The sequence below is a fragment of the Delftia sp. genome (genome assembly GCF_059499305.1).
Genome location: NZ_JCABYI010000005.1, coordinates 121,599 through 139,319, shown reverse-complemented (window position 1 = coordinate 139,319; position 17,721 = coordinate 121,599). Strand labels below are relative to the sequence as shown.

Genomic DNA, 17,721 nt, shown 5'->3' with positions numbered 1-17,721 from the left:
GGGGCTGGCCATCTGCCGCAAGATCATCGACGCCATGGACGGCACCATCGTGGCCAGCAACCGGCCCGAGGGCGGCTCGCTGTTTCGCATCACCCTTCCCTGCCGCAGCGCATCGGAGACGCGCCCGGCGGAGCTGCTGTAGCGGCACCGCCGGCCGGCGCGCCTGCGGCCGGCAAACTGGTGGTGAACAAGTGGCAAACGGGTGGCAACAAATGAGAAAAAGTCTCATTTAGAATGCCAGCACTTCGTCCCGCCCTGCCCGCCTGCCTTTCCTCCCCGCTTGCTTGTATGACACGCCATCCGACTCCTGCCGCCTGGCTGGGCCTGGACCTGCACTGGGCCTATGGCAGCCTGCTGCCCGCCATCTGGCGCAGCACGCGCTGCATCCACCGCGCGCAGGATGTGCTGCATGACGCCTTCGTGCGCTACGCCCTCAGCGGCCGGCACGAAGGCATCGCCCAGCCGCATGCCTACCTGCGCGTGGTGGCGCGCACCGTGCTGGCCGACCAGATGGCGCATGAGCGCCGCTTCGTGCCCCTGCCCGAGCTGGCAGGCGAGGCCGGCGCCGCGCAGCACCCGGTGGCACGCGCGGACGAAATCGCCTTGCAGGAAGCCTTCACGGCGCCTTCGGCCGAGATGCTGGCCGACCTGCAGCAGCGCCTGGGCGCCGTGCAGCGTGTCATCCAGGGATTGCCTGCGCGCTGCCGCGAGGTGTTCTGGCTGTGCAAGGTGGAAGGCCACTCCCAGCCCCAGATTGCCGCCATGCTGGGCATCAGCCTGAACATGGTGGAGCGCCACCTGATGCGCGCCCTGCTGGACCTGCGCGCCGCACGCGAGCTGCTCGCGCCATGAGCACGCCGCGCGAGGAAGCCGCGCGCTGGTTCATACGAATGCACCGGGATGCGGGAGCGCGGCCGGGCGCCGCCGATGCCGCTGCCGCTGCCTGGCGCCGCTGGATGGACGCCGACCCGCGCCACGCCGCCGAATACGCCGCCTTCGAGGCGCTGTGGCAGGACTTCGACTCCACGCCCCGCACCGAGGCCCTGGCCACGGCGGTGGACACCGCCGCACGCCAGCGCCGCAACACACGCAGCAACGCGCGCCGCGCGATCATCACCCGCGGCGTGCTGGGCGTTGCCGGCCTGGGCACGGCGGGCCTGCTGGCATGGCGCGGCTGGCTTGAATGGCAGGACGCCACCGTGTTCGCCCTGGCCCGCGACAGTGCGATTGGCGAACGCATCGTGCTGAACCTGCCCGACGCCAGCGTGCTGACCCTGGGACCGGCCAGCCGCATCGCCACGCGCTACACGCGCCGCCAGCGCGCCGTGGTGCTGGAGCAGGGAGAGGCCCTGTTCGACGTGGCCAGGGATGCAGGCCGCCCCTTCACCATCGCCGCCGGCCAGGCCCGCATCACCGTGCTGGGCACGCGCTTCACCGTCAACCGCCTGCCGGGACTGGTGCGGGTGGGCGTGGAGCATGGAACGGTGCGTTTGGCGGTGAAAGGTGGTGACGGAGAACCGTCCTTGCTGCTGCAGGCTGGCGAAGTGGGGGAACTGCCGGACGAAAGCGCCGGTGCCGCCCCCGGTGCCGCACCCGGAGCCGATGGCGCCCACGCCAGCCCCCTCCCCCGCCGCGTGCAACGCGATGCGCGCGACAGCTTCTCGTCCATCGAACGCGGCCTCATCGTCTTCGACAGCGCCGGGCTGGGCGAGATCGCGGCCACGCTGTCGCGCTGGCGCCGCCAGCCCGTGCGTGCGGCCGTCGCCGACGGCACGGGCGGGCCGCACATCACGGCCGCCGTGCAGCGCGCCGATGTGGAGAGCTTCCTGGACGCGCTGCCGCGCATCGCCGCCGTGCGCGTGCAGGAGCGCGACGGCGCCACCTGGCTGGCCCCGCGCAGCACGGCGCCGGAAAAAATCCGGAAAAACTGAAAAAAAGCGGCCAACGCACATCAGGGATCCGGCGGGCTGCCCCGTCATACAGGCGAGCACAACCGATACCCAGGAGAACGTTCCCGCCATGCCCGCCCGCCCTCTTTCCTCCCGCCCGGCACGCGCCTGCCTGTCCCTGCTCGCCTGCGCGGCGGCACTGGCCTGCACGCCAGCCCTGGCCGCCCCTGCCGACATCGACCTGCCGGCCCAGCCGCTGTCCGACGCCATCAAGGCCCTGGCGCGCGCCACCGGCACCAGCATCGCGGCCGACAGCTCCCTGCTCGCAGGCAAGACCGCGCCCGCCGTCCAGGGCCGCCTGGAGCCGGCCGAGGCACTGCAGCGCCTGCTGGCCGGAAGCGGCCTGCAAGCCTCTGCCCAGCCCCAGGGCGGCTGGCTGCTGCGCCCCGCCCCGGCGCGCCCGCAGACCGCGCTGGACGAAGTGCGGGTGACGGCCACGGCCCTGCGCGACGGCCGCACGGAAGGCACGGGCAGCTACCGGGCGCCCTATGCCAGCGCGGCCACCAAGATCGAGCTGACGGCCCGGGAGACGCCGCAGTCCGTATCCGTGATCTCGCGCGCACGGCTCAATGACCAGAACTTCGTGGAGCTCACCGAAGCCGCCAAGGTGGTGCCCGGCATCGTCGTGCGCCGGCAAAGCAGCACGGGCGGGCGCAGCGACATCCTCTCGCGCGGCTACCAGTCCTCCACCTACCAATTGGACGGTCTCACCGTCAGCGGCAACCCGGCCACCCAGGAAACGCTGGACCTGGCCCTGTTCGACCGGGTCGAGGCCCTGCGCGGGCCGGCCGGGCTGTTCTCGGGCGCGGGCGAGCCCAGCGTCATGCTCAACCTGGTGCGCAAGCGCGCCCTGCCGGACTACCAGGGCCAGGGCGCCATCGGCCTGGGTTCGCGGGGGCGCAAGCGGGCCGAGGTGGATGTCACCGGAGCGCTGTCCGAAGATGGCCGCCTGCGTGGCCGGGTGGTGGCGCTGCACGAGAACTTCGGCAGCCCCGTGATGGCCATGGACGGCCACAAGCAGGCGCTGTACGGCACGGTGGAGCTGGACGTCACTTCCCAGAGCACGGTCTCGGTGGGCGCCACCTGGCAGCGCGGCCGGGGCAACTACGACACCGGCCTGCCCGCCCACGCCGACGGCAGGCTGGCCCCCATTCCGCGCGACGTGGCCATTGCCGCCGACTGGGGCCGCGCCGCGCCCGAATCGCTGGCCGGCTTCATCGAGTCGGAGACGCGGCTCGACGGCGGCGGCCTGTTCAAGCTGGCCGCGCGCCGTGTGCTGCGCCAGCAGCGCGACAAGTACATCAACGGCTACTCGGCCGTATCGGACACCGGCATCAGCCGCTTCACCCAGGCCCAGACCGTGGACCGCGACTACGCCGACACCACGGCCGACATCTACTACAGCACGCCCTGGCAATGGGCCGGGCAGACGCACCATTTCATCGCGGGCGCGGACTACCGCAGCTCCAACATGCACCTGCGCATGCTGCGCGGCGCCATGAACACGCCGGCCGACCTGTTCCACTACGACCCCTCCTCCATCCCCGAGCCCAGCTTCAAGCCCTTTGCCGACGACATTACGCGCACCAGCCTGCGCGGCGTCTACGGCCAGTTGCGCATCAAGCCCACGCAGGCCCTCACCCTGGTGGCGGGCGCGCGCAAGAGCTGGTGGAAGACAGAAACCTCGGATCGGCTGCAGAACACGCGCTCGGGCTACGAGGTCGATGGCCAGTTCACGCCCTTCGCCGCCGTGCTCTTCGATCTGAACGACAGCTGGACGCTCTACGCCAGCCAGTCGCGCATCTTCCAGCCGCAAAGCGGGCGCCTGGCCGGTGGCGGCCAGATCGCCCCGCGCGAGGGCCGGCAGGTGGAAGCCGGCATCAAGGGCAGCCTGCTGGACGGACGCCTGAATGCCACCGCCGCCGTCTACCGCATGCAGGACACCAACCGCGCGCTGGCCGACCCCGCCGATGCCGCCTTCGTCATCCCCGCAGGCAAGGTGCGCTCCGAAGGCTTCGAGGCCGAAGTGGTCGGATCGCTGTCGCCGCGCTGGGACGTGGCGGCCAGCTACGCCTACATGCGCTCCAAATACCTGCAGGGCACCGTCACGCAGACGGGCACCGACTTCAGCACCATGTCGCCGCGCCACAGCGTGAACCTGTGGGCGCGCTACCGCGTGGCCGGCCCCGTAGCCCAGGGGCTGGAGCTGGGCGCGGGCGTGCGCGCCGTCAGCGAGTTCTACGACACCCTGGGCACCGTGCGCTGGCGAGCGGGCGGCTACGGCGTCTGGTCCGTCTACGCCGCCTACCCGCTGACCCCCCAGGTCAAGCTGGCCGTGAACATCGACAACCTGTTCGACCGGGTCTACTGGGAGCGCGTGGGCACGGCCACGCGCAGCAACTACTACGGCCTGCCGCGCAGCATCATGGTCACGCTGCGCAGCAGTTTCTGAAGGTGCCCAGCCGCGCGCCGAGCCACCCTGTCAGCCCGCCATGCAGCCCAAGCCTCGCTGCAAGGAGGTGGCAACATGGGCGGCGCGCGGCGCCAGAGCCTCCTGCCCACCTGGGGCTGGCCATCGCCCGGGGCATTTCCATGGTGGCAGACATCTGGTACAGAAGGCTAGGGCGCGGACACCGAGCTCGCCGAGTGCCTGCCTCTGGCACCATAGGCTGGTCCGGACATCGGGCCGCAACCTGAGGCAGGCAGGCCATGCACGATGCGACGGGTGGTATTCATCGGCACATCGCTGCGTGCGGCATTGCCGGTAGCCACCTGGTATCCGGTGATGGCCGTGTGCAGTTCACCGCCGGGCTGGCACGATGGCAAGCCCACGCTGTCACAAAAGCCAGCCACGGTTTCGGGAATAGGCTCTCCGCGCAAGAAGGGCAGATTGGGCCTGGCGGCGAAACGATTGAGCGCCTGCGTGATATCTATCCAGCGATACAGCAACTTGACTTGCTCGATGCGCTCATACGCCTCCTTGTCCAAGGGTGCCAGGCCATCGATGAAATGCTGGGCCAACAGCGTGCCGGAAGCAGCGATGCGGCCCGTGAACTTTTCATCTGCCGGCGTTTCCCCGGGAACGACACTAACACCGCGCAGCCATGCGGCGGCTCCGGGCTCAAGCGCCTCGAATGCTGCATCGACCTGCTCTCTCAGGCCATGGGCATCGGCAAGCCGCGCTGCTCGCGCCAACGGCCAGTTCCAATAGCGCCCTGAACTCACGTCGACCAGGCTGCCGGCCGCCTTTGTCAGCGCCAACTGGACCTCTCGTATGGCCCGCCCTCTACGGCCCTGCGGTGAATTGCGCAATGTATCCCACGATGCAAGCTCCTTTTCGCTGAACGCGTGCTTTGCCAGAACCGGGAGCATTTCGCGCACGGCTACCGAATAGGGCTCCGGCGGCAGATCGGAATATGCTTCGCCTGTCATCCAGCGCAGGACTTCCGTGCTTGCCGCAACCATTGCTGGCGCAGCTTGCTGGGGAAACTTCCGATCCAGTGCGGTGCAGCGATCCAGCAGCAGTACACGGCGCGCATTGTCGTGGGCCATCAACCAGAGATCTACACCGTACGCCATGTTTTCCCGCATGGCAGCCGAGCCATCCAGGCCATGGGGAACCTGAACGGACAGTGCCTGGGCCTGCGCTGGACTCGCTGCCACCAGGCAAGAAAGCAGCGGCACAATGGCCGCTGCATACAGGGATGCACACGCGGTGTGCAAGCTACGCATACCGAATGTGAAGCGCTTTGTATTTTGCATTCCTGCATTCTCGGCCAATTGCACGTGCCCTCCGTCCACATCATCGCTTGGTTTCCTGCGTTGCGGCCTCTTCTTCACGATCCGGTGCGTGGCATACCGATGCCGCTTCACTTGATCATCTGGCAAGCCACTGCCGAATTGAAGCGGATGCTCTTTCCTGAATTGCCGATGTGCAATTCATCGGCCGAGCACACCATCAAGGTGGTCTTCTTGCTGGTCTCCTTGAAATAGGAAGCCTCTTCCGTGCTCGCGAATTCATTGATCTTGCTCACGCCCAGTTTTTTGGCCATCTGCTTGCCGGATTGCCTTTTCAGATAGACCGAGATCTTTTTCTCGCCATCGGAATCCGTCACATCGGCCGCCAGCACTTCATCGCCGAATCATCGCGCCAGACTGCGCACTGCATCACCGCAATTCATCCGCTCCTGCATTGGCTGCAGGGTCAGGCGGGTTTGCCGCTGTCTGCTGCCTCCCCTGGCGCAAGCGCTCCAGTGCAGCCTGCCACATCCCACCGGCCCGGCAGCCTCTAGAGTGACGGCACAACGTCGGCACGACGGATTGCCGCACGCACTCAATTTATCGATTTCATCGAACAATTCCTGGAAAATAATTCACTGGAACAGTGCAATACATGCCACTACGCTTGTGGCATGCAAGACCGTTTTCTGATCGAGCGCATCGAGGCGCGGATCCTCGACATTCCCACCATCCGCCCGCACAAGCTGTCGTTCGGCTCCATCAGCCGGCAAAGCCCGGTGATCGTGCAGCTGTGGCTGCGCAACGGGGCCACGGGCTTTGGCGAGGCCGCCACCATTGGCGGCCCGTCGTGGAACGAGGAATCGCCCGAGAGCATCCACCATGCCATCGCCAACCACCTGGCGCCCAGCCTGATCGGCCAGGACGGCGCGCGCTTCGAGGCCTGCCTCTCGCGCATGGACCTGGCCTGCAAGGGCAATGCCTTTGCCAAGAGCGCCGTGGAAATCGCGCTGCTGGACGCCGTGGCGCGCAGCCTGCAGTTGCCCATTTGGCAGTTGCTGGGCGGCAAGCAGCGCGACAGCCTGCCCCTGGCCTGGACGCTGGCCAGCGGCGACATCGAGCGCGACCTGGCCGAGGCCCAGCTGCGCCTGGAGCAAAAGCGCCACCGCATCTTCAAGATGAAGATCGGCGCGCGCACGCCCGAGGCCGATGTGGCCCATGTGAGCGAGATCGCACGCGGCCTGCAGGGACGCGCCACGCTGACCGTGGACGTCAACCAGGCCTGGGACGGCGCCACGGCGCGGCGCTTTCTGCCGCAATTGATCGATGCCGGCGTGACCCTGATCGAGCAGCCCGTGGCCGGCTGGAACGTGCCCGCGCTGCGCGAGCTGACCGCTACGCTGCAGGGCGCCCTGGTCATGGCCGACGAGAGCGTGTGCACGCCCTACGACGCCATGCGCCTGGCGCGCGAGCAGGCCAGCCATGTGTTCTCGCTCAAGGTGGCCAAGCACGGCGGCCTGCTGCGCACGCGCAAGGTGGCGGCCATTGCCCAGGCGGCCGATATCGGCTGGTACGGCGGCACCATGCTGGAGACCTCGATCGGCTCGGCCGCCTCGGCCCATGTCTTTGCCACGCTGGGCGGGCAGCACTACAACTGCGAGCTGTTCGGCCCCCAGCTGCTGGTGGACGACATCGTCACCGAGCGCATGGCCGTCCGCGACTTCGAGCTGCAACTGCCCGACGGGCCCGGCCTGGGCTTGGAGATCGACCTGCAGCAGTTGGCGCGCTTCGACCGCGCGCTGGCCGGCAGCCAGCCGCAGCACTTCGACATGGGGCAGGCCCGGACCGGGGCTGCGACCTGAATTCCTTTCATTCCTCCTGGAGACAAACATGCTTTACCTGGTCCGCATGGACGTGAAGATCCCCCACGACCTGCCCGCCGACGTGGCAGCCGAGATCAAGGCCCGCGAGAAGGCCTATTCCCAGCAGCTGCAGCACGACGGACGCTGGCCCCACATCTGGCGCGTGGTGGGCGAGTACGCCAACTACAGCGTGTTCGACGTGGCCTCCAACGACGAGCTGCACGAGCTGCTGCAGGGCCTGCCGCTGTTCCCCTACATGGACATCCAGGTCACGCCGCTGGCCCGCCATCCCTCGGCCATCGCCTGAGCACAGCCCAAACCAAGACCAAATTGTTCGGAGACAACTGAAGTGAATGTGAAACGCCGTTTTCTGACCGCCGCAGCCGCAAGCCTGTGCCTGTCCGCCGTGATGCCCGCCGCCCATGCGCAGGCCCCCGAGGCCAACTGGCCCAGCAAGCCCATCCGCTGGATCGTGCCCTTCCCGCCGGGCGGCGCCATGGACGCCATCGCGCGCACCCTGGGCGAGAAGGCCGGCCGCACGCTGGGCCAGCCCTTCGTGATCGAGAACCGTCCCGGCGCCGGCGGCAACATCGGCGCCGACTTCGTGGCCAAGCAGCCCGGCGACGGCTACACGCTGATGATCACCTCCATCGGCATGGCCACCAACAAGCCGCTGTACCGCAAGCTCAGCTACGACCCGATCAAGGACTTCGCCCCCGTGGGCGTGCTGGCCGTGGTGCCCAACATCCTGGTCACCAACTCCACCCAGCCCAACGTCAAGAGCGTGGCCGACGTGGTGGCCGCCGCCAAGGCCTCGCCCGGCAAGCTGACCTATGCCTCGGCCGGCAACGGCACCTCCATCCACCTGGCGGGCGAAGTGTTCAACTCGCTGGCCGGCGTGGACATCCTGCACATCCCCTACAAGGGATCGGGCCCGGCCGTGTCCGACCTGCTGGGCGGACAGGTCAACTACATGTTCGACTCCATCACCTCGGCGCGCCCGCACATCCAGTCGGGCAAGCTGCGCGCCCTGGCCGTGACCACGGCCAAGCGTTCGTCCAGCATGCCCGACGTGCCCACCATGGAAGAGGCCGGCATCAAGGGCTACGAGGTCTCGCCCTGGTTCGCCGTCTTCATGCCCGCCAGCACGCCGCCAGCCGTCGTCAAGAAGCTCAACCAGGTCTTCGTGGCCGAGATGAAGCAGCCCGACGTGCTCGAACGCTTCAAGGCCATCGGCGCCGAAGTCGTGGGCTCCACGCCCGAGGAAGCGGCCAGGCACCTGCAGGCCGAGTCCGTGCGCTGGACCAAGGTGATCACGGAGCGCAACATCAGCATGGATTGAGCGCTTCTCTTTTCCAGGACATCCCATAAAACCACGAGGAGACAAACATGTCCGAACTGTCCCAGGACCAGCTGCTGAATCTGGTCAACAGCAAGCAGATCGCCCCTGGCAGCGACCGCGTGCGGGCGCTGACCCAGCGCATCGTCAGCGATCTGTTCCACACCATCGACGAGATGGATGTCACGCCCGACGAGTTCTGGGCCGCCGTGGACTGGCTGGGCCGCCTGGGGAGCAGCGGCCAGCTGGGCCTGATCACGGCAGGCCTGGGCTTCGACCGGCTGCTGGACATCCGCAGCGACGAGGCCGATGCGCGTGCCGGCCGTGCGGGCGGCACGCCGCGCGCCATCGAAGGCCCGCTGTTCGTGGCCGGTGCACCGCTGTCGCAAGCGGAAGCGCGCCTGGACGAGGGCGAACCCCAGGGCGAGGTCTTCGTGATGGAAGGACGGGTGCTGGATCTTGACGGCCGGCCTCTGCCGCATGCGCTCATCGACGTCTGGCATGCCAATGTCCAGGGCGGCTACTCGCACTTCTTCCCGGGCATGAAGCCCTACGAGCTGCGCCGCCGCATAGAAGCTGACGACCAGGGCCGCTACCGCTTTCGCAGCTATGTGCCGCCCGGCTACTCCATACCGCCGAACAGCCCCACCTCGGAACTGTTCGACGCGCTGGGACGCCACGGCCATCGACCCGCCCACATCCACTTCCTCGTGGTTGCACCCGGCATGCGCACGCTGACCACCCAGGTCAACCTGCCCGGCGATACCTACCTGGACGACGACTTCGCCTTCGCCACGCGCGACGGCCTGATCGTCGAGCTGGAGCGCGGCGTGGCGCCGGCCGGCTATGAGACGCTGGGCGTGAACGCGCCTTTCGTCCGCACGCGCTTCGACTTCGTGCTGCAGCCCGCAGTCAGCGAAGGCGAGTCCTTGCCGCTGACACGCATGGAGCGTGTGCGCGCCTGAGGCTCCGCCACCTTCCGGGGCCTTCCGGCCTGCCATTTTTTTCGCTTCGTCCGTTCCACAGCAGGCCGCCCCTTGGAGTGCGGCCTGCTTCACCGTATCCGCTTCCCACACCATGTCCAGCCTGCATCGCATCGCCGCAACCCTGCTGACCGCCACCGTGGCCCTCGTGCCCGCCCTGGGCCACGCCCAGGCTCCGGCAGCCTTTCCTTCCAAGCCGGTGAACATCGTCGTGCCCTACGCGGCCGGCGGCCCCGTGGACAACCTGGCACGCGCGCTGGCCACGCGCCTGAACAAGGTCTGGTCGCAACCCGTGGTCATCCTCAACCGCACAGGCGCCAACGAGATCATCGGAGCCGAGTTCGTGGCCAAGAGCGCACCCGACGGCTACACGCTGTTCGCCGCGACCGAAGCGTCGCTGACCATGAACCCGCACCTGTACCGGAAGCTGCCCTACAACCCGCAAAAGGACTTCGCCCCCATCTCCCGCCTGATCAGCGTGCCCATGGTCTTCTTCGTGCCCCAGAGCTCCAAGGCCGGCACGCTGCAGGAGTTCATCGCTCAGGCACGCCAGGCAGGCAAGACCAAACCGCTGACCTATGGCTCATCGGGCGCGGGCGGCATCGTGCACCTGCCGCTGGCCATGTTCGCCAAGCAGGAAGGGCTGGAGATGGTGCACGTGCCCTACAAGGGCGCCGCACCGCTGATCCCCGAAGTCATCGCCGGCCAGATCGACGCAGCGGTGCTGGGCGTGTCGGTGATCGAGCAGCACATCAAGTCGGGCAAGCTCAAGGCCCTGGCCGTGTCCTCGGAGACACGCAGCATCGCCCTGCCGGATGTGCCCACCTTCAAGGAAGCCGGCGTGCGCGACATCCAGGCTGTCTTCAACATCGGTCTGCTGGCACCGGCTGGAACGCCGGCGCCCCTGGTGGAGAAGATCGCCGCCGATGTGCGCCGCGTGCTGCTGGAGCCCGAATTCCGCAAGACCCAGGTGGACGCGTTCTCCTACGTGGCCGTGGCCTCCAGCCCCGCCGAATACCGCGACTTCCTGGCGCGCGACTACCAGGTGCAGGGCGAGCGCGTGCGCACCTCGGGCGCCTCGCTGGATTGATCCGGACGGAGTCCGTTCAGCTCTGGACTGCGGTGCGCTTGGCAACCACGTGCACCGCAGCCGCAGGCCTGCGCCCCCAGTTCATCAGCGCCGTGCCGGCCACGGCCATGCCGCCGCCCAGCACGATGCTGGCATCGATGCTCTCGCCCAGCCACAGCGCCGACAGCGCCACGCCGATCACGGGCACCAGGGTGATGTAGCCCGAGGCCGCGCCCGCGCCCAGCGCCTTGACGCCGTCGAAGTACCAGGCATAGGCAAGCGCCGTGGCGCCGAAGGCCAGGAAGGCCAGCGCACCCCAGGCAGTGCCGTTGCCAAGCACGGCAGCCTGCAGGCCGGCCGGCCCCTCGACCACCAGGCTGGCCACCAGCAGCATGGCCGCGCCCATGGTCGAGGTCACGGCCGTGGCCGACAGCGCATCCACGCCCGTGAGCAGCCAGCGGCCGATCAGGGTGTAGCTCACCCAGCACACCACGCAGCCCAGGATCAGCAGCTCGCCCGCGCCCACCGATCCCTGCAGCAGCGCCAGCGGCTGGCCATGCGAGATCACCACCACGGCGCCGCAGGCCGCCAGCGCCATGCCCAGGGCAATGGTGGGGTTGAGCCGCTCGCCGAACAGCCAGACCGCCAGCGCCAGCGTGAGCACGGGGTTGAGCGTGATCACCAGGGCCGCCTTGCCGGCCGGCACATGCTGCAGCCCCATGAGGAAAAAGGCCGCATAGCCGAACACGCCCGTGGCGCCGGCGGCCGCCATGCCCAGCCAGCGTTTGGCACTCCATTGCCGCAGGCCCGCCATGCCACCGGCCCAGTACAGCCACGGCAGCAGCACGGCGGCGGCCAGCAGGAAGCGCAGGCTGGCGGCTGCCAGCGGCGGCATGTTCTGTGCCACCACGCGGCCCGCAGGCCAGGAAGCGCCCCACAGCAGGGCCATGCCGACAAGCCGCAGGTGGGGACCGAAGAAGCGTTGAAAATTCATGGCGCGTACTATGTGCTCATATCGATTCATAGACAAATGAGCGAATGCTCATGACCTGGACACCGTGATCCCATGACCTTCACCCAGCTCGAAGTGTTCGCGGCACTGGCCCGCGCCGGCAGTTTCTCGCGCGCGGCCGCGCTGCTGGGCATTACCCAGAGCGCCGTCAGCCATGCCCTGCGCGCGCTGGAAGGCGAGCTGCAGGTGCAGCTGGTGCGGCGCGAAGGCCCCCACTCCCCGCTGACCGACGCAGGCACGCGGCTGCTGCAGCGCGCCAACGACATCCTCCAGCAAAAGGAGGCCTTGCGGCAGGAGGCCGATGCCGAGCGCGGCATGGCGCGCGGCACGCTGCGCGTGGCCTCGTTCGGCGCCACCTCTTCACTGCGGCTGCTGCCCCCGCTGATCACCGAGTACCGGCGCCGCCAGCCCGCCGTGCTGGTGCAGATCGACGAGCAAAACGACGACACCGTGGTCAAGTGGCTGCTGGAGCGGCGCGTGGAGATCGGCTTCGTCGTGCTGCCCGACGAGCGCTTCGAGACCGTGCCCCTGGTGGAAGACGAACTGGTGGCGCTGCTGCCCGCCGCGCACCGGCTGGCGGCCCAGCGCAGCATCCGCGCCGCCGACCTGCAGGGCGAGGCCTTTGTGCGCACCTCGGCCGGGTCGGGCGCACACATCGACCGCTTCCTGGCCGAGGCCGGCGCCCAGCCTGCGGCCATCTACCACTTCGAGCAGATGTCCTCCATGCAGGGCTTCGTGGCCCAGGGCCACGCCATCGCCATTGCCGCACGCCTGGCCGTGCCCGAGCAGGCGCCCGAAGGCATGGTCTACCGCAGCCTCGCGCCCCGCCAGCGCCGCGTCACCGGCCTGGCCGTGCGCAGCATGGAACGGCTGTCGCCGGCCGCTGCCGGCTTTGTGGAGCTGGCGCGGGAGATGGCCAGGACGAAGCGGTTTGGCTAAGCCTGCGCCGCCGACGGCAAGGTCAGCGGATGCAGCACCAGCGCCTCGCGCACGATGGGCTTGAGCGCCTGGGCCTCGTCGGGGCTGGCCAGCACGCTGGCCAGTTCGGCGCGCATGCGGGGCTCCCAGAATTTGCGGATGTGTTCGGCAATGCCCTGCAGGGCCTCGTCGCGCTCGGGCATGGCCTCGAAGAACTCGCCGATGCGGTTGGCCATGCGGACCAGGTTGGCGCTGTCCATCACTTGCCTCCCGCCACGGCCATGCTGCCCGCCTGCGCGGCTTGCAACAGGCCGATCTGCTCTTCATGCATGCGCGCAAAGCCGCGCTGCCAGTCGGACGGCTGGGCGTGCTGGGGGACGGGCAGCACCTGCACGGCCGTGACCTTGTATTCGGGGCAGTTGGTGGCCCAGTCCGAGCTGTCGGTGGTGATGACGTTGGCGCCCGATTCGGGAAAGTGGAAGGTGGTGTAGACCACGCCGGGCTGTATGCGCTCGGTGACGGTGGCGCGCAGCACGGTCTCGCCCGCGCGGCTGGCGATGCCGACCCAGTCTCCGTCGCGTATGCCGCGGTCCTCGGCGTCATGCGGATGGATTTCCAGCCGGTCCTCGCTGTGCCAGTGGCTGTTGTGCGTGCGCCGGGTCTGGGCACCCACGTTGTATTGCGACAGGATGCGGCCCGTGGTCAGCAGCAGCGGAAAGCGCTGGGTGACCTTCTCGTCGGTGGCCACGTACTGGGTGATGATGAAGCGGCCCTTGCCGCGCACGAAGCGGTCCCTGTGCATGATGGAAGTGCCGGCCTCTTCGGTGCTGTCATTGCAGGGCCATTGCACGCTGCCCAGCCGGTCGATCTTGTCGTAGTTCACGCCCGCGAAGCTGGGCGTGAGCGCGGCGATCTCGGCCATGATCTCGCTCGGGTGCGTGTAGTGCATGGCGTAGCCCAGCGCATTGGCCAGCAGCTGGGTGACCTCCCAATCGGCATGGCCGGCCAGCGGCGCCATGACCTTGCGCACGCGCGAGATGCGGCGCTCGGCATTGGTGAAGGTGCCGTCCTTTTCGAGGAAAGAGGCGCCCGGCAGGAAGACATGGGCGTACTTGGCGGTTTCGTTGAGGAAGATGTCCTGCACCACCACGCATTCCATGGCCGAGAGCGCGGCCGTCACATGCTGGGTGTTGGGGTCGGACTGCACGATGTCCTCGCCCTCGCAGTACAGGCCCATGAAGCTGCCGGCCAGGGCCGCCTCGAACATGTTGGGAATGCGCAGGCCGGGCTCGGGGCTGAGCGCCACGCCCCAGGCCCCCTCGAACTCGGCGCGCACCGTGCTGTCCGAGATGTGGCGGTAGCCGGGCAGCTCATGCGGGAAGGAGCCCATGTCGCAGGAGCCCTGCACGTTGTTCTGGCCGCGCAGCGGGTTCACGCCCACGCCCTCGCGGCCCACGTTGCCCGTGGCCATGGCCAGGTTGGCAATGCCCATGACCATGGTCGAGCCCTGCGCATGCTCGGTCACGCCCAGGCCGTAGTAGATGGCCGCGTTGACGGGGCGGCCCGCTGGGTGGTCCTCGGCGCCCAGCGCATACAGGCGCGCGGCGCCGCGCACGAGTTCGGGAGCGACCCCGGTGACCTCGGCCATGGCCTCGGGCGAGTTCTCGGGCCGGGCCACGAATTCCTTCCACTGCGCGAAGGACTTGGCATCGCAGCGCTCGGCGATGTAGTCCTCGGCCAGCCAGCCTTCGGTGACGATGACATGGGCCAGCGAGGTGATCATGGCCACGTTGGTGCCGGGCCGCAGTTGCAGGTGGTAGTCGGCGCGGATGTGGGGCGACTTGACGAGCTCGATCTCGCGCGGGTCGATGACGATGAGCTTGGCGCCCGCACGCCGGCCGTCGCCGCGCAGGCGCTTTTTCATGCGCGAGCCGAACACCGGGTGCGCGGCCGTGGGATTGGCGCCGATGACCATGACCACGTCCGTGTGCTCGATGGACTTGAAGGTCTGCGTGCCGGCCGAGGTGCCATAGGTCTGGCCCAGGCCATAGCCCGTGGGCGAGTGGCACACGCGCGCGCAGGTATCGACGTTGTTGTTGCCGAAGGCCGTGCGCACCAGCTTTTGCACCAGGTAGGCCTCTTCGTTGGTGCAGCGCGAGGAGGTGATGCCGCCAATCGAATCCTTGCCATGCTTGGCCTGGATGCGGCGGAACTCGCTGGCCGTGTGGGCAATGGCCTCTTCCCAGCTCACTTCGCGCCAGGGGTCGGTGATCTTCGCGCGGACCATGGGCCGGGTGATGCGGTCCTTGTGCGTGGCATAGCCCCAGGCAAAGCGGCCCTTGACGCAGGCATGGCCCTCGTTGGCCTGGCCGTCCTTCCAGGGCACCATGCGCACGACCTGCTCGCCCTTCATCTCGGCCTTGAAGCCGCAGCCCACGCCGCAGTAGGCGCAGGTGGTGATGGCGCTGTGCCCGGCCTGGCCCAGCTCGGTCACGGTCTTTTCCTGCAGCGTGGCCGTGGGGCAGGCCTGCACGCAGGCGCCGCAGCTGACGCAGTCGCTGTCCATGAAGCTGCCGCCCTGCCCCGCCGTGACGCGCGAGTCGAACCCCCGGCCCGAGATGGTCAGCGCAAAGCTGCCCTGCGTCTCCTCGCAGGCGCGCACGCAGCGGTTGCAGACGATGCACTTGCTGGGGTCGTAGCTGAAGTACGGGTTGGAGACATCGACCTCGGCGCGCGCCTGGCCCTTGAAGTGGTTGGCGCCGTCGAAGCCGTAGCGCACCTCGCGCAGGCCCACGGTGCCGGCCATGTCCTGCAGTTCGCAGTCGCCGTTGGCGCTGCAGGTCAGGCAGTCCAGCGGATGGTCGGAGATGTACAGCTCCATCACGCCGCGGCGCAGCTCCTGCAGTTGCGGGCTTTGCGTGCGCACCTTCATGCCCGGCTCGGCCGGCGTGGTGCACGAGGCCGGAAAGCCCTTGCGGCCTTCGATCTGCACCAGGCACAGGCGGCAGGAGCCGAAGGGCTCCAGGCTGTCGGTGGCGCACAGCTTGGGCACGCTGACGCCGCCTTCCATGGCAGCGCGCATCAGCGAGGTGCCCTCGGGAACGCAGACCTCGCGGCCGTCGATCTCCAGGGTGATCAGGCGTTCGGACGGGCTGGCGGGCGTGCCCCAGTCGGCTTGCTTCAAATGGTCGAGCATGGTGTTCTCCGGTCAGGCAGCCGCTGCGGCCGTGGTGGACTCGATGCCGAAGTCCTGGGGGTAGTGGGTCAGCGCCGAGCGCACGGGATACGGCGTCATCCCGCCCATGGCGCACATGGAGCCGTGCTGCATGGTGTCGCACAGGTTCTCCAGCAGGGCCACCTGGCTGGCGTGGGCGGCAGGGTCGCCGCCGGCACGCACGATGCGGTCGATGACCTCCACTCCGCGCGTGGAGCCGATGCGGCAGGGCGTGCACTTGCCGCAGGACTCGATGGCGCAGAACTCCATGGCGTAGCGCGCCAGCTGCGCCATGTCGGCCGTGTCGTCATGCACGACGATGCCGCCGTGCCCCACCACGTTGCCCTTGGCGGCATAGGCCTCGTAGTCCAGCGGCGCATCCCAGTCGGCCGGCGCCACATAGCTGCCCAGCGGGCCGCCCACCTGCACGGCCTTGACGGTGCGGCCGGTGGCCGTGCCGCCGCCGAAGTCTTCCACCAGCTCGCGCAGGCTCAGGCCGAAGGCCTTTTCCACCAGGCCGCCGCGCGCAATGTTGCCGGCCAGCTGGAACGGCAGCGTGCCGCGCGAGCGGCCCATGCCGAAGCCCTGGTAGAAGGCCGCGCCGCGCGCCAGGATCAGCGGCACCGTGGCCAGCGTGATCACGTTGTTGATCACCGTGGGCCGGCCCCACAGCCCCGCTATGGCCGGCAGCGGCGGCTTGGCGCGCACAATGCCGCGCCGCCCCTCGATGCTCTCCAGCATGGCCGTTTCCTCGCCGCAGACATAGCTGCCCGCGCCCTTGCGCACCTCCATGTGGAAGGCACGCCCGCTGCCGGCCACGTCGCGGCCCAGCCAGCCTGCGGCCTCGGCGCGCGCAATGGCTTCGCGCACGGTGGCGATGGCATGCGGATACTCGCTGCGCACATAGACCAGGCCCTGCGTGGCGCCCACGGCCAGGCCAGCAATGGCCATGCCTTCGATCAGCGTGTAGGGATCGCCTTCCATCAGCAGCCGGTCGGCAAAGGTGCCCGAGTCGCCCTCGTCGGCGTTGCAGGCAATGTACTTTTGCGGCCCCGCTGCGGCGGCCACGGTCTTCCACTTGATGCCGGCCGGAAACGCCGCACCGCCACGGCCGCGCAGGCCCGAATCCAGCACCTCCTGCACGATGGCCGCGGGCTCCATGCGCGCCGCGCGCTCCAGCCCCTGCCAGCCGCCATGGGCTGCGTAGTCGGACAGGTCCAGCGGGTCGATGACGCCCACGCGCGCAAAGGTCAGGCGCTCCTGGCGCGCCAGGTAGGCAATGGCCTCGGTCAGTCCATGGCACAGCGCATGGCTGCCGCCCTGCAGCATTCCGGCATCGATCAGGCCCGGCACCGCATCGGCCGTGACCGGGCCGTAGGCCATGCGGCCTTCGGGCGTCTCGACTTCCACCAGGGTCTCCAGCCACAGCAGGCCGCGCGAGCCGTTGCGCACGATCTGCACCTGAAGGCCGCGCGCCGCGCACTCGCGCTGCAGGGCACCGGCCACGGCGTCAGCGCCCACGGCCAGCGCGGCGGCATCGCGGGGCACATAGACGCGCACGCCGGGGCCTGCCCCTGCCCCAGTCCCTGTCCCTGTCCCTGTCCCTGTCCCTGTCCCTGTCCCTGTCCCTGTCCCTG

The 17,721-nt window shown here is 68.7% G+C and carries 16 protein-coding genes; 10 read left to right on the top strand and 6 right to left on the bottom strand.

Features of this window, described 5'->3' with window-relative positions; all coding sequences use genetic code 11:
- Positions 1 to 4: 4 nt before the first annotated feature.
- The 4 genes from AC5I49_RS05545 (at position 5) to AC5I49_RS05530 (ending at position 4,401) form a co-directional block, all read left to right on the top strand.
- Positions 5 to 142, top strand: a complete 138-nt coding sequence (locus tag AC5I49_RS05545) for a hypothetical protein (RefSeq protein WP_370690596.1) — start codon at positions 5 to 7, stop codon at positions 140 to 142.
- Positions 143 to 288: 146 nt separating this feature from the next.
- On the top strand, positions 289 to 852 hold the full coding sequence (locus tag AC5I49_RS05540) for an RNA polymerase sigma factor (RefSeq protein ID WP_016449015.1): 564 nt from the start codon (positions 289 to 291) through the stop codon (positions 850 to 852).
- The gene (locus AC5I49_RS05535) at positions 849 to 1,931 is read left to right on the top strand and encodes a FecR family protein (RefSeq protein WP_495788960.1); all 1,083 of its coding nucleotides are present in this window, start codon (positions 849 to 851) and stop codon (positions 1,929 to 1,931) included. The genes AC5I49_RS05540 and AC5I49_RS05535 overlap by 4 nt, the downstream gene beginning before the upstream one ends.
- 88 nt (positions 1,932 to 2,019) lie before the next feature.
- Positions 2,020 to 4,401 carry a TonB-dependent siderophore receptor gene (locus AC5I49_RS05530; protein WP_244387232.1) on the top strand — a complete coding sequence of 794 codons (2,382 nt, stop codon included), beginning with the start codon at positions 2,020 to 2,022 and terminating at the stop codon, positions 4,399 to 4,401.
- Between the two features lie 167 nt (positions 4,402 to 4,568).
- Here AC5I49_RS05530 and AC5I49_RS05525 read toward each other — a convergent pair whose 3' ends face one another.
- Both AC5I49_RS05525 and AC5I49_RS05520 read right to left on the bottom strand, forming a co-directional pair.
- Positions 4,569 to 5,711 (bottom strand): hypothetical protein, encoded by a 1,143-nt coding sequence (locus AC5I49_RS05525; RefSeq protein ID WP_212646440.1) that lies wholly within the window; start codon positions 5,709 to 5,711, stop codon positions 4,569 to 4,571.
- Positions 5,712 to 5,818: 107 nt separating this feature from the next.
- A complete protein-coding gene (locus AC5I49_RS05520; protein WP_212646441.1) occupies positions 5,819 to 6,079 on the bottom strand; it encodes a hypothetical protein in 261 nt (86 codons plus the stop codon).
- A 282-nt stretch (positions 6,080 to 6,361) separates the two neighbouring features.
- Between AC5I49_RS05520 and AC5I49_RS05515 the strand changes: the two genes are divergently transcribed.
- From AC5I49_RS05515 to AC5I49_RS05495, 5 genes are all read left to right on the top strand, one after another.
- Entirely contained in the window at positions 6,362 to 7,549 is a 1,188-nt protein-coding gene (locus AC5I49_RS05515) for a muconate cycloisomerase family protein (RefSeq protein ID WP_252653359.1), read from the top strand.
- A 28-nt stretch (positions 7,550 to 7,577) separates the two neighbouring features.
- A complete protein-coding gene (gene catC / locus AC5I49_RS05510; RefSeq protein WP_012203794.1) occupies positions 7,578 to 7,856 on the top strand; it encodes a muconolactone Delta-isomerase in 279 nt (92 codons plus the stop codon).
- A 42-nt stretch (positions 7,857 to 7,898) separates the two neighbouring features.
- Positions 7,899 to 8,891, top strand: coding sequence for a tripartite tricarboxylate transporter substrate binding protein (locus AC5I49_RS05505; RefSeq protein ID WP_252653358.1), 993 nt, complete (start codon positions 7,899 to 7,901; stop codon positions 8,889 to 8,891).
- 47 nt (positions 8,892 to 8,938) lie between these two features.
- The gene (locus tag AC5I49_RS05500) at positions 8,939 to 9,853 is read left to right on the top strand and encodes a dioxygenase family protein (RefSeq protein ID WP_016449020.1); all 915 of its coding nucleotides are present in this window, start codon (positions 8,939 to 8,941) and stop codon (positions 9,851 to 9,853) included.
- Between the two features lie 112 nt (positions 9,854 to 9,965).
- On the top strand, positions 9,966 to 10,961 hold the full coding sequence (locus tag AC5I49_RS05495; RefSeq protein ID WP_017406362.1) for a Bug family tripartite tricarboxylate transporter substrate binding protein: 996 nt from the start codon (positions 9,966 to 9,968) through the stop codon (positions 10,959 to 10,961).
- Between the two features lie 16 nt (positions 10,962 to 10,977).
- On the opposite strand, the gene AC5I49_RS05490 is transcribed toward AC5I49_RS05495, so the two are convergent.
- On the bottom strand, positions 10,978 to 11,934 hold the full coding sequence (locus AC5I49_RS05490; RefSeq protein WP_016449022.1) for a DMT family transporter: 957 nt from the start codon (positions 11,932 to 11,934) through the stop codon (positions 10,978 to 10,980).
- Positions 11,935 to 12,006: 72 nt separating this feature from the next.
- On the opposite strand from AC5I49_RS05490, the gene AC5I49_RS05485 reads away from it, so the two are divergent.
- Entirely contained in the window at positions 12,007 to 12,891 is an 885-nt protein-coding gene (locus AC5I49_RS05485; protein ID WP_495788959.1) for a LysR family transcriptional regulator, read from the top strand.
- Here the strand turns inward: AC5I49_RS05485 and AC5I49_RS05480 are convergent.
- Genes AC5I49_RS05480 through AC5I49_RS05470 form a run of 3 tightly spaced genes read right to left on the bottom strand, consistent with a single transcriptional unit; the run spans position 12,888 to position 17,644 of the window.
- Complete coding sequence (locus AC5I49_RS05480) at positions 12,888 to 13,130, bottom strand: formate dehydrogenase subunit delta (protein WP_046984481.1); 243 nt, start codon at positions 13,128 to 13,130, stop codon at positions 12,888 to 12,890. The two genes, AC5I49_RS05485 and AC5I49_RS05480, sit on opposite strands and share 4 nt — an antisense overlap.
- The gene (gene fdhF, locus AC5I49_RS05475; protein ID WP_495788958.1) at positions 13,130 to 16,066 is read right to left on the bottom strand and encodes a formate dehydrogenase subunit alpha; all 2,937 of its coding nucleotides are present in this window, start codon (positions 16,064 to 16,066) and stop codon (positions 13,130 to 13,132) included. The genes AC5I49_RS05480 and fdhF overlap by 1 nt, the downstream gene beginning before the upstream one ends.
- Positions 16,067 to 16,078: 12 nt before the next feature.
- A complete protein-coding gene (locus AC5I49_RS05470) occupies positions 16,079 to 17,644 on the bottom strand; it encodes a formate dehydrogenase beta subunit (RefSeq protein ID WP_257760612.1) in 1,566 nt (521 codons plus the stop codon).
- Positions 17,645 to 17,721: the final 77 nt, after the last annotated feature.